Source organism: Hyphomonas sp. KY3 (genome assembly GCF_017309975.1).
GTDB lineage: Bacteria > Pseudomonadota > Alphaproteobacteria > Caulobacterales > Hyphomonadaceae > Hyphomonas.
Map to the genome: position 1 here is coordinate 1,878,124 of NZ_CP022271.1, position 11,258 is coordinate 1,889,381.

Sequence of the window (11,258 nt, forward strand, 5' to 3'; positions counted from 1 at the left end):
TGGAGCGAACTTATGGCGACTAAAGCAAGAAGTACCAAAAAGGCACCTTCAAAGACCAGCAAGGCGGAGATGCTGAAATATTATCGGGCCATGCTCCTGATACGCCGGTTTGAGGAAAAAGCCGGACAGCTCTACGGCATGGGCAAGATTGCTGGCTTCTGTCACCTTTACATTGGCCAGGAAGCGGTCGTGACGGGCATGCAAGCCTGTTTGAAGGATGGCGACCAGATCATCACAGGGTATCGCGATCATGGTCACATGTTGGCATGCGACATGGACCCACGTGGCGTGATGGCGGAACTCACAGGTCGCATCGGCGGGCTTTCCAAAGGGAAGGGCGGATCGATGCACATGTTTTCCAAGGAAAAGAATTTCTATGGAGGCCATGGGATCGTTGGAGCTCAGGTTCCGATTGGCACCGGCCTTGGATTCGCCAACAAATATCGCGGAACGGACAACGTTGCCCTTGCATATTTCGGGGACGGCGCCGCCAATCAGGGGCAGGTCTACGAAGCATTCAACATGGCGTCGCTCTGGGATCTGCCAGTCGTCTATGTCATCGAGAATAACATGTACGCGATGGGCACAAGTGTGGCGCGGCACGCCTCAGAGACCGAACTCTACAAGCGCGGCATTTCATTCGAAATCGAAGGCGAGGAAGTCGATGGCATGGATGTCATGGCTGTGCGCGAAGCAGGCGAAAAAGCCGTCAAATATGCTCGTTCCGGAAAAGGTCCGTACATACTGGAAATGAAGACTTATCGGTATCGCGGCCACTCCATGTCGGACCCAGCCAAATACCGGAAACGGGAAGAAGTCGACGACATCCGATCGCACCACGATCCAATCGAGGGCCTGAAAGGTCAGCTTCTTGAACTGGGTCATGCAAGCGAAGACGAACTCAAGAACATCGACAAAGAGATCAAGGGCATCGTCAAGGAAGCCGCCGACTATTCTCTTGAGAGCCCGGAGCCCGATCCATCCGAACTCTGGACTGACGTCCTGAAAGACGTCGAGGTCGCCTGATGCCAGGAAAGAAAGCACCTCGACTGTCCGCCATCCTGTTTTCCGGAGCACATTAATGTCCGTAGATATTCTCATGCCCGCCCTGTCTCCGACCATGGAAGAGGGCACATTGTCGAAATGGTTGAAACAGGAGGGGGACACTGTCTCCTCCGGCGACATCATTGCCGAAATCGAAACTGACAAAGCCACAATGGAAGTCGAAGCGGTGGACGAGGGCGTTTTGGCCAAGATCCTCATTCCCGAAGGCACCGAAGGCGTAAAGGTCAATGCCGTCATTGCGGTGCTCGCTGAGGAAGGCGAAGATGCCGCCAAGGTGGAAGCCAAAGGCGATGCTGGCGGCCAGGCCACCGAAGAGCCGGCCGAGTCTGGTGAGGGTATGAAAACAGAGGAGACGGGCGACGAAGTCGAGGCCCCGAAGGCTGCCGTTTTGTCAGACCCGAGCATCCCCGAAGGCACTTCCTTTACCGACACGACGGTGCGGGACGCATTGCGCGACGCCATGGCCGAAGAGATGCGCCGTGACGAATCCGTTTTCGTAATGGGTGAAGAGGTGGCCGAGTATCAAGGTGCCTATAAGGTCACACGGGAACTGCTTCAGGAATTCGGCGCACGCCGTGTGGTGGATACACCGATCACGGAACATGGGTTTGCCGGGCTTGGGGTAGGGGCCGCCTTTGCAGGACTCAAACCCATCGTCGAATTCATGACCTTCAATTTCGCCATGCAGGCCATCGACCAGATCATTAACTCGGCGGCCAAGACCCTATACATGTCAGGTGGCCAGATGGGCTGTCCCATCGTATTCCGTGGCCCCAATGGCGCCGCATCGCGCGTGGGCGCACAGCACAGTCAGGACTATTCGGCATGGTATGGCCAGATCCCTGGGCTGAAAGTGGTTGCGCCATATGACGCCGCCGACGCGAAAGGCCTGCTCAAGGCGGCTATCCGCGATCCGAACCCGGTCGTATTCCTTGAACATGAGCTACTGTACGGAAACAGTTTCCCGGTTCCTGATCTCGACGATCATGTACTGCCTATCGGCAAGGCTGCCATTAAACGATCCGGCTCAGACGTAACGCTCGTCGCGCATTCCCGAATGGTTGGATTCGCGCTACAGGCCGCCGAGACGCTCGCAGAGCAAGGCATTGACGCAGAAGTCATAGACCTGCGTACAATCCGTCCGCTCGACACAGAAACAGTGATCGAAAGCGTGAAGAAAACCAATCGCATTGTCTGTTGTGAAGAAGGCTGGCGTTTCTTCGGCGTCGGGGCGGAGATTGCGGCCACAGTGACGGCCGAAGCGTTTGATTATCTCGACGCACCACCTGCCCGTGTCCATCAAAAGGATGTGCCCCTGCCTTATGCGGCCAATCTGGAGGCGATGAGCCTTCCGAATGCCGATGATATTGTCGAAGCTGCGCGGAGAGTTTGCTATGTCGACTGAGAAACGAGAACTCAAATCGCCGCCATCTGTTGAGGGCGCTGACATCGCTCAGGAAATGATCCGGTTCTGGATCGCAGACAATACAGACCATGTAAGCCTGCGTGTCGGCGAAGCAGCTGATCCGGCGACGGAGCCAACCATGTGGGGCTTTATCTTGGGCGACATCGCCAAGCATGTCACAGACGCTTTCAAGGATCATCATCCAGACGGCCCTGAAAAGGAAGAGATCATCAAGGAGATCGTGACCGGCTTCCTGAATCGCATCCAGTTCGGCCCGAAATCACCGGGCGATGTCCAGAAGATGGGGGACTGATATGGCTATCAATATCACCATGCCCGCCCTGTCTCCGACAATGGAAGAGGGCACGCTTGCAAAATGGTTGGTAAAGGAAGGTGACACCGTTTCCTCCGGTGACATCATTGCCGAGATTGAGACCGACAAAGCCACGATGGAAGTCGAGGCAGTGGATGAAGGTGTTGTCGCCAAGATCCTCATTGAGGCCGGCGCGGAAGGCGTAAAGGTCAATGAAGTGATCGCCATCCTTGCCGAGGAAGGTGAAGACGCCTCCTCAGTCAAAGCGCCCGCCAAGTCAAATGCACCGAAAGACAAGGCAGAAGCCGCGCTTAAACCGGAAGAACCGAAACCGGCTGCCATGGCAGAGACTACTGCCCCGGCAAAGAAAGCAGACAGCGCAGCTACGCCTTCCAAGTCACCCCTGCCATCTGCAACCTCATCAGATGGCCGCATCAAGGCCAGCCCCTTGGCACGCCGGATTGCGGAGATGAAAGGTCTAGACCTTTCGGGGCTGACGGGGACTGGTCCGCGCGGCCGGATCATCAAGCGCGACGTCGAGAACGCCAAAGCCGCACCGTCTGGCGCGAGCGCGGGGGCTGCAACCCAACCGGATGGCCTAATCCTGCCGCAGGTCCTGGACGATCGGGTCTATGCGCCTGACAGTTATGAACTCGTGCCACTGGACGGCATGCGCAAGACTGTCGCCAAGCGTCTGACGACCAGCTTCATGCAGGTTCCGCATTTCCCGCTGAATATCGATCTTGAGCTCGATCATCTGCTTGCGAGCCGTGCTGCGATCAATGCTGCGGCACGCGAAGGCGTGAAGGTTTCGGTCAATGATATGCTCATCAAGGCTGCCGCCATGGCTCTGATGGACGAGCCGGATTGCAATGCATCCTATACCGACAAAGGTATCGCCTATCACAAGCATGCCAATGTTTCGGTTGCTGTCGCGATTGAAGGAGGCCTGATCACGCCAGTTGTGTTCAGCGCGGAGACCAAAGGCCTGGCAGAGATATCGGAAGAGATGAAGGATCTTGCGACCCGGGCGCGGGAGCGGAAGCTGAAGCCGCAGGAATATAGCGGCGGCACATTCAGTATTTCCAATCTCGGCATGTTCGGAATCAAGAGCTTTGCCTCAATTATCAATCCACCTGAAGGCATGATCCTGTCAGTCGGCGCGGGTGAAAAGCGCGCTATCGTCGACGCCAAGGGAAATATTGTTGCCCGTACCGTCATGACGGTAACGCTCACCTGTGACCACCGCGTGGTTGGTGGGGCGGAGGGAGCCAAATGGCTTCAGGCTTTCAAACGGTATGTTGAAACCCCCGAAGCCATGCTGCTCTGATGACGCGGCTCGGGATGATGCTTGTCAGCCTGACCCTCCTCGCCGGATGCTCCGAGGAAAGCGTTTCCACGGACAATTCGTCGGGCATGAATGAGGCGGATATTCGCATGATCGCTGGCGAGCTTGCGATCCAGAAAGGCATCAGCCTTTTGTGCGACAGGGAGGCTACAGACCAGCTTTCGGAGTTCATGGAAGACCTGCGCTACGAAGGACTAGCTCGGGAGCTTCGCGAAGATGTTGCCGCTGACAGCGTTGTTCTGATGAACAAGATTTCTGCGGAAGAACCGGAATACATTTGCACGCCTGAAATGTTCGAGAGCGCGGATTTGCGCGTCTCCCAGGCGCTTCTGGCATGGGATGAAATGAGAGGAATTACCCAATGAGTACGCAGTACGACCTCATCGTGATCGGATCCGGGCCTGGCGGGTATGTTTCGGCCATTCGCGCGTCGCAGCTGGGCATGAAGACGGCCATCGTCGAACGTGAAAGCCTCGGTGGGATTTGTCTGAACTGGGGCTGTATCCCGACCAAAGCGCTGCTGCGGTCGGCGGAAGTCCTGCACCTGGCCAAGAACGCAAAGGAATTCGGTCTGAAAATCGACAAGGCCGATTTTGACCTCGATGCTGTCGTGAAGCGTTCACGCGGCGTGGCGAACCAGCTATCGACCGGAGTCAAATTCCTGATGAAGAAAAACAAGATCGACGTTATCGAAGGCACCGCCCGTCTCGAAAAAGGTACGCAGGCACCAAAGGTCATCGTCAAAGGCAAAGATGGCAAGGAAACGTCCTTCCAAGCCAAGCACGTCATGTTGGCGACGGGCGCGCGGGCGCGGGACATCCCGCAAGCCGGTCTGGTTGCAGACAAGAAACTGATCTGGACTTATCGTGAAGCCATGACGCCGGATGTCATGCCAAAGCGGCTGTTGGTCATAGGATCAGGTGCGATCGGCATTGAATTCGCAAGTTTCTATCATGAACTGGGCGCAGAGGTGACAGTCGCTGAAGTGATGGATCGCATTCTGCCGGTGGAAGACGAGGAAATTTCGAAACTCGCGGAAAAGGACTTCAAGAAGCAAGGCCTGAACATTGTTACAGGCGCGAAAGTCGAAAATCTGAAAGCGGGCAAGTCCACCGTTACAGCAGAAATTACAGACAAGTCCGGCAAGAAGGAAAACAAGGAATTCGACCGGGCGATTCTCGCAGTTGGGATTGTCGGCAATGTTGAAGATCTTGGCCTCGAAGATCTGGGCGTAAAGGTCGAGAAGACCCATGTAACCGTGGACAATTTTGGCCGTACCGGGGTCAAAGGTCTATACGCAATCGGCGATCTGACGGGCCCGCCATGGTTGGCCCACAAGGCCTCTCATGAAGGTGTGGTTTGTGTGGAAGGTATCGCCGGGGCCGATCATGCCGAACCCTTTGATCCCTGGAACGTTCCAGGCTGCACTTACGCGCACCCGCAGGTCGCCAGCGTCGGTCTGACTGAAAAAGCCGCAAAGGAAAAAGGCTACGATATCAAGGTTGGCCGCTTCCCCTTCATCGGCAATGGCAAGGCCATAGCAATGGGCGCCTCTGAAGGCCTCGTAAAAACCATCTTCGACAAGAAGACCGGGGAATTGCTCGGCGCGCACATGATCGGCGCAGAAGTCACCGAACTGATCCAGGGCTATGTTATCGCGCGCCAGGGTGAGTTGACCGAGCAGGATCTCGCTCACACAATCTTCCCGCATCCGACCATTTCGGAGAGCATGCATGAATCCGTTCTGGATGCCGAAGGCCGTGTGATACATATCTAGGGACCAGTCGCACCGTGCGACGGTCGCGGGGGCGTTCCATGAAACTCAAAATCGGTCCGGGTGCTCTTGTCGCCGCGGGCTTCATTGGACCTGGCACCGTCACTGCTTGCACGCTCGCCGGCGCAAATTTCGGCTATGCCCTCATCTGGGCGTTGGTCTTCGCCACCTTTGCCACAATCATCTTGCAAGAGATGGCGGCCCGACTTGGCATCGTTTCCGGCAAGGGATTGGCAGCCGCCATGACCGCCCCCGAAAATGGGCCGATCATCAGATGGTCCATAATAGTACTTGGCGTTTCGGCACTCGCTGTTGGTAATTCAGCTTACGAGGCAGGAAATCTTGCTGGTGGAGCGTTGGGGCTTGAGGCTCTGGTGGGATCCTTCGGCATTTCACACAAACTGATTGTATTGGTTCTAAGCGCAGTTTCTGGCGGATTTCTTCTGTTTGGACACTACCGGCATATCGAAAAACTGCTGATTAGCCTGGTTCTGCTCATGAGCGTCGCCTTTGCAGGCAGTGTCCTCATCACGCGACCTGATATGTCCGCATGGTTTGGAGGTCTGTGGCCGACCGTACCCGATTCTGGATTGCTGGCAGCCATCGCTTTGATTGGCACGACCATCGTTCCGTACAATCTGTTTCTCCACGCCTCGACGGTTCGTGATAAGTGGCCAGACAGGTCTGCGACGGCGTTGCGAGCGGCGCGAACGGACACGGCTATATCAATCGGTTTGGGCGGAATCGTCTCCATTCTGGTTTTGTCGACCGCAGCGGCTAGCCTGTTCGGATCAGGCATAGCTGTCAGTTCTGCCGCTGATATGGCATCTTCAATCGAGCCAGCCTACGGGCCGTTTGCAAAATATCTGGTTGGCGTCGGCCTATTCGGCGCCGGACTTTCGTCATCAATTACCGCGCCGTTGGCGACATCCTATGCCTTGTCCGAGTTCGGCGGCTTCCCACGTAATGGTCGCGTGTTTCGCGGCATTGCGCTCACCGTTCTAATCGTTGGGACCGCTGTCGCTTTGCTAGGCGTCCGCCCCATCAGCATCATACTTTTCGCGCAAATTGCGAATGGGCTGATATTGCCAATTATCGCAGTGTTCCTGCTTATCGCAATGAACCGACGCGGATTGTTGGGTGACCACGTCAATTCATGGCTGACCAACTTACTGGGCATGGCAGTCGTCGTAATTACCTTTGGCCTTGGCTTGCGCCTTATCCTGAGAGCCCTAAATGTGTGGTCATGAGCCGCACAATTTGTCTGAACTCTGATATCGGGGAATTGCCGGGCGAAACTGGTCGCGCAATGGATCGTGCAATCCTTGATGTGGTCAGCCGGTGCAGTATCGCCTGCGGCGGCCACGCTGGGGACGATGATAGTATGCGAGCGACGCTGAAAGCTGCCAAGGCGCGCCACGTGGTCGTCGGTGCGCATCCATCTTATCCGGACAGGCAAAACTTCGGGCGCAAAAGCATGAAGATGCCGCAAGATGTACTGGAATCATCGCTCCGTCAGCAGGTGAGAGCGCTTGGCAGTTTTGCGAGAGGTCAAGGCATAGCGATCGACCATCTCAAACCCCATGGCGCATTGTACAATGACGCTTCGCGGGATCCCACGCTTGCAGAATTCATCGTGCGCCTCACACGTGAAGCACGCATACGGGCCGTAATTGGGCCGCCTGATTCCATGCTGGCCAAGATTGCCCACGCTACGGGCACTGATTTTCTGGCCGAAGGCTTTGCGGACCGCACATACGCCCGCGATGGCTCGCTACTCGCGCGAGGTGAGTCAGGTGCAGTGATCCACGAGGCGGATGCTCAAGCAGCGCAGGTAATAAGCATAATCGAGGACAGCACGGTCATAGCCGCGGACAACCAAGTGATTTCTCTCCAAGTGGACACAATCTGTCTTCACGGAGATACGGCAGGAGCAGTCCAATCCGCACTCGCACTCAGAGAAGCGCTTCACTCACGGGGTATCGAAATCAAGGCACAGGCCGCGCCGTGAAGGCACCGGTTATCGTGCCATGCGGTGACGATGCGCTGAGGCTTGTCATGCGGGCGACGGAAGACCGTCAGGCTATTGCACGCGCCCTGCGTGGCAGCCGCATTTGGGATGAGGTTGTGATCGGTCGGGAAAGTGTAACGGTTCAATTTGACCCTTCCGCCCTAGGCCCAGCCAAGGCGCTGGCCATGTTGAAACAAGCGGTAATGGCTGACATTAACGCGGCAGTTGTCGACGCGCCGAATTTAAAGTTGCTGGTACGGTCTGATGAGGCCAATGCGCCCGACCTTGCGGACTGTGCGGCGGCGAACAACTGCTCTAGCAATGAGTTTCTAAATATCTTGGTTCGCTCGAATTTAAGTGTCGACATGCTCGGATTCGCGCCCGGTTTTGCGTATCTGTCGGGTGTCGATCCAAATCTGTTGGGGGGTAGGCTGGATCACCCCCGTCAGCGGGTCAAAGCCGGTTCTATTGGCTTTATCAAAGGCTATCTCGGCATTTATGCTCTGGACGGGCCAGGGGGCTGGCCAATTATTGGCCGGACCGATGCGATGCTCTTCGACAAAACGGCGCGAGATCCTTTTGTCCTCTCGCCGGGTGCCGAAGTTCAAATAGAGTGGGTCTGACGTGACGCTTCGCATCATGAATGCCGGGCCACAGGCGACCCTGCAGGGCAACCAGAGAGCGGGATATCGCTATTCTGGTATTCCGTCATCCGGGCCTGCTGACCCCGTTTCCCATGCGATCGCAAACCATCTGGTTGGAAATCACGCGAGCACGACCGGAATCGAGATCACCTATGGACCCTTCTCGGTAGAGTTTCAGGCATCCGCAGCAATCGCGCTTACCGGAGCGGTGGCTCCGACCAGCTTGAATGGTCGTGTGGTTTCATTTCACGAGACACTCTTCGTCAAGCAGGGCGATTTTCTGGAAGTCGGCCGTCCGGACCATGGGCTGCGAACCTATCTGGCGATCTCTGGTGGAGTTGTGGGTGATGAGTTCCTGGAGAGCGAGTCCACCTATATTCCTGCAGGCTTGGGTGGTTTTGAGGGCCGGGCGCTCCGGTCTGGGGATGTGGTTGAAACGAGCCCCCGCACAAAACCCCGCCGGGAAACGACACCTGAAACGCTGCTGTTTCCACTCGGCAACAGTTTTGCTCTGCGGGCGAGCGAAGGGCCTGACTATACAGACGACTGCACTCATCTTTGGACGGAGCAATACAAGGCAACACGCCGAGCTAGCAGAATTGGTATCGAGTTGGATGGCGCGTTTCCCAAAATAGATTCCATCGAAAACCTGCCGAGCGCCGGAATTTTCCCTGGCGCATTGCAGTTGCCGCCGCAGGGAAGGGGGTTCCTACTATTACCAGACTGTCAGACCACAGGAGGTTATCCGCACATTCTGCAGGTTAACCGGTCTGACCGACACCTACTGGGTCAGATCCGGCCCGGCGATTCTATCTTGTTCCTGCACAGGACGCGGGAGCAAGCGGCCGACGATCTGATAAAGAAGCAGAAATTGATTGCATCCTGGATCGGTGGGTTCCGAGTGTAGCCGAGCTGGCCGCACGTTCGAAGTGTAAACAAAACCTTGATAGAGGGTGTTGTGCAATTTCCGGGAGCCGTTCATGGAAGGCGATCAGTACATGATGTGCGCCGTCTCTGAGCATCGCGCCAATGAACGTTGATGCCGGTCCGCCAAGTTGTCGTAGAATGCCAATCCATGAGTCGCATAATCATCATTATGGGAAATGGTATTGATGTATTATATAATGAAATCAAGGCGCAAGCCATCATGCCCAGGTATCACGCCGGTCGGAAGTTCTTTGCAGAGCGTTTGGTAATCCATGTCGACATGCATGTTCGTCAGTACTGCCAGGCGCGGCGATATATCCGCGATCCACTCCAATGCCTGATCAAGATTTGCATGCGATGGGTGCGGCGCGTACCGCAATGCGTCGATGATGAGTGTATCACTCCCCTTCAGTGCTTCCAGCGTTTCTTCTGGTAGTCCGTTAACGTCATTACAGTAGGCGAGATTACCTATACGAAAACCGAGGCAGCGAATGCGGCCATGCTCCATATCGAGTGGCAAGAATTCAATACTGCCGCCGGCACCGGAAATCTTAACCAACTCGAGCGGCACAAGTTCATCTTGCAGGTCCAGGATCGACGGGTAACCACCCTTCCCCTCGAAACAATATGAAAACCGTTCTGTCAGAGTGCCACGAGTTTCAGCGCTCAGATAAGTGGGTATTGGCTTGCGTTGGCGAATGCAGATCGGTCGCACATCATCAATTCCGTGGCTCTGGTCGGCATGGTCATGCGTATACAGGATCGCGTCCAGGTGGCCGATCTGTTCGGCAAGCAACTGTTCTCGCAGATCTGGCGACGTATCGATCAGGACATTTGTGGATGCGCCATGAGCGTCGAACGACTGAACGAGCGCCGAGCATCGCAGGCGGCGATTTTTTGGTTCCGTTGGATCGCACGCGCCCCAATCGCCACCGACGCGTGGAACGCCGCCGGATGAGCCCGTGCCCAGCAGTGTGAAGATACCTGTCGCCATCAGTTCGGTATTCTCGAGAAAAGGCGCATGGCGTTGTCGGTCGTTGTTTTCAGGACGTCGTCGAGTGGAATACTCTTTAGGCTTGCGAGCGCTTCAGCAACGTGAATGAGATAGGAGGGTTCATTGCGTCGGCCGCGCATCGGCACCGGCGCGAGATAAGGACAGTCAGTTTCAAGGATCAGGCGGTCCATCGGGACATCTGCAATCACTTCCCTGACTTCCCGCGCGCTCTTGAAAGACAGTATGCCTGATACGGACACGAATCCTCCAAGGTCGAGGCCGCGCTGGGCCAGCCGCGCGCCACCCGTATAGCAATGCAACAGCGGGACGAAACTTCCCTTTTCGAACTCCTCTTCAAGGATATCGCCCATCATTTCATCAGCTTCACGTGTGTGCAGGATGAGCGGCAGGCCCGTCTGTCTGGCCGCTTCGACATGCGTTCTCAGACTGTTTATCTGTGCATCCTCTGCGCTGTAGCCATAATGGAAATCGAGGCCGGTTTCGCCTATGGCAACCACATTGGGATCCGCCGCCCCGTTGACCAGATCATTGACCGACAGATCGGTGAAATCCTTGCTGTGATGAGGGTGGACGCCGATCGAGCACCAGATGCCCGGATGTGCCTGCGCAATCGACCTGACCGCCTCGAAATTGTCGAGACGATCACAGATTGCGAGCATACGCTTCACACCGGCCTCGTCAGCCCGTGTGAGCACGTCGCCCAGATCGTCGGCAAACGTCTCGCCGTGCAAATTCACATGCGTATCAAACATAGCT

General features: G+C 56.1%; 12 protein-coding genes. 10 read left to right on the forward strand and 2 right to left on the reverse strand.

The features are described 5' to 3' along the window. Nucleotides 1-12 precede the first annotated feature (12 nt). From pdhA to CFA77_RS09315, 10 genes are read left to right on the forward strand one after another with little or no spacing between them, the layout of a single operon-like run. Nucleotides 13-1,026 (forward strand): pyruvate dehydrogenase (acetyl-transferring) E1 component subunit alpha, encoded by a 1,014-nt coding sequence (pdhA, locus tag CFA77_RS09270; RefSeq protein ID WP_034812406.1) that lies wholly within the window; start codon nucleotides 13-15, stop codon nucleotides 1,024-1,026. Nucleotides 1,027-1,081: 55 nt separating this feature from the next. After that, a complete protein-coding gene (locus CFA77_RS09275; protein WP_206990455.1) occupies nucleotides 1,082-2,470 on the forward strand; it encodes a pyruvate dehydrogenase complex E1 component subunit beta in 1,389 nt (462 codons plus the stop codon). After that, on the forward strand, nucleotides 2,460-2,783 hold the full coding sequence (locus CFA77_RS09280) for a DUF5076 domain-containing protein (RefSeq protein WP_206990456.1): 324 nt from the start codon (nucleotides 2,460-2,462) through the stop codon (nucleotides 2,781-2,783). The genes CFA77_RS09275 and CFA77_RS09280 overlap by 11 nt, the downstream gene beginning before the upstream one ends. A 1-nt stretch (nucleotide 2,784) precedes the next feature. Next, the gene (locus CFA77_RS09285) at nucleotides 2,785-4,113 is read left to right on the forward strand and encodes a pyruvate dehydrogenase complex dihydrolipoamide acetyltransferase (protein WP_206990457.1); all 1,329 of its coding nucleotides are present in this window, start codon (nucleotides 2,785-2,787) and stop codon (nucleotides 4,111-4,113) included. Next, complete coding sequence (locus CFA77_RS09290; RefSeq protein WP_206990458.1) at nucleotides 4,113-4,496, forward strand: hypothetical protein; 384 nt, start codon at nucleotides 4,113-4,115, stop codon at nucleotides 4,494-4,496. The genes CFA77_RS09285 and CFA77_RS09290 overlap by 1 nt, the downstream gene beginning before the upstream one ends. Then, a complete protein-coding gene (lpdA, locus tag CFA77_RS09295; protein WP_206990459.1) occupies nucleotides 4,493-5,908 on the forward strand; it encodes a dihydrolipoyl dehydrogenase in 1,416 nt (471 codons plus the stop codon). Before CFA77_RS09290 ends, lpdA begins: the two co-directional genes overlap by 4 nt. 38 nt (nucleotides 5,909-5,946) lie before the next feature. Next, entirely contained in the window at nucleotides 5,947-7,155 is a 1,209-nt protein-coding gene (locus CFA77_RS09300) for an Nramp family divalent metal transporter (RefSeq protein ID WP_206990460.1), read from the forward strand. Next, the gene (gene pxpA / locus CFA77_RS09305) at nucleotides 7,152-7,916 is read left to right on the forward strand and encodes a 5-oxoprolinase subunit PxpA (protein WP_206990461.1); all 765 of its coding nucleotides are present in this window, start codon (nucleotides 7,152-7,154) and stop codon (nucleotides 7,914-7,916) included. The genes CFA77_RS09300 and pxpA overlap by 4 nt, the downstream gene beginning before the upstream one ends. After that, nucleotides 7,913-8,539 (forward strand): allophanate hydrolase subunit 1, encoded by a 627-nt coding sequence (locus tag CFA77_RS09310; protein ID WP_206990462.1) that lies wholly within the window; start codon nucleotides 7,913-7,915, stop codon nucleotides 8,537-8,539. Before pxpA ends, CFA77_RS09310 begins: the two co-directional genes overlap by 4 nt. Before the next feature lies 1 nt (nucleotide 8,540). Next, a complete protein-coding gene (locus tag CFA77_RS09315) occupies nucleotides 8,541-9,467 on the forward strand; it encodes a biotin-dependent carboxyltransferase family protein (protein ID WP_206990463.1) in 927 nt (308 codons plus the stop codon). A 210-nt stretch (nucleotides 9,468-9,677) separates the two neighbouring features. On the opposite strand, the gene CFA77_RS09320 is transcribed toward CFA77_RS09315, so the two are convergent. Both CFA77_RS09320 and CFA77_RS09325 read right to left on the reverse strand, forming a co-directional pair. Beyond that, complete coding sequence (locus CFA77_RS09320; RefSeq protein ID WP_206990464.1) at nucleotides 9,678-10,481, reverse strand: MBL fold metallo-hydrolase; 804 nt, start codon at nucleotides 10,479-10,481, stop codon at nucleotides 9,678-9,680. Beyond that, on the reverse strand, nucleotides 10,481-11,254 hold the full coding sequence (locus CFA77_RS09325; protein WP_206990465.1) for a TatD family hydrolase: 774 nt from the start codon (nucleotides 11,252-11,254) through the stop codon (nucleotides 10,481-10,483). The genes CFA77_RS09320 and CFA77_RS09325 overlap by 1 nt, the downstream gene beginning before the upstream one ends. Between the last annotated feature and the right edge of the window lie 4 nt (nucleotides 11,255-11,258).

Coding starts and splice junctions, on each gene's coding strand:
- pdhA (WP_034812406.1), top strand. CDS start 13: ATGGCGACTAAAGCAAGAAGTACCAAAAAGGCACCTTCAAAGACCAGC.
- CFA77_RS09275 (WP_206990455.1), top strand. CDS start 1,082: ATGTCCGTAGATATTCTCATGCCCGCCCTGTCTCCGACCATGGAAGAG.
- CFA77_RS09280 (WP_206990456.1), top strand. CDS start 2,460: ATGTCGACTGAGAAACGAGAACTCAAATCGCCGCCATCTGTTGAGGGC.
- CFA77_RS09285 (WP_206990457.1), top strand. CDS start 2,785: ATGGCTATCAATATCACCATGCCCGCCCTGTCTCCGACAATGGAAGAG.
- CFA77_RS09290 (WP_206990458.1), top strand. CDS start 4,113: ATGACGCGGCTCGGGATGATGCTTGTCAGCCTGACCCTCCTCGCCGGA.
- lpdA (WP_206990459.1), top strand. CDS start 4,493: ATGAGTACGCAGTACGACCTCATCGTGATCGGATCCGGGCCTGGCGGG.
- CFA77_RS09300 (WP_206990460.1), top strand. CDS start 5,947: ATGAAACTCAAAATCGGTCCGGGTGCTCTTGTCGCCGCGGGCTTCATT.
- pxpA (WP_206990461.1), top strand. CDS start 7,152: ATGAGCCGCACAATTTGTCTGAACTCTGATATCGGGGAATTGCCGGGC.
- CFA77_RS09320 (WP_206990464.1), bottom strand. CDS start 10,481: ATGGCGACAGGTATCTTCACACTGCTGGGCACGGGCTCATCCGGCGGC.
- CFA77_RS09325 (WP_206990465.1), bottom strand. CDS start 11,254: ATGTTTGATACGCATGTGAATTTGCACGGCGAGACGTTTGCCGACGAT.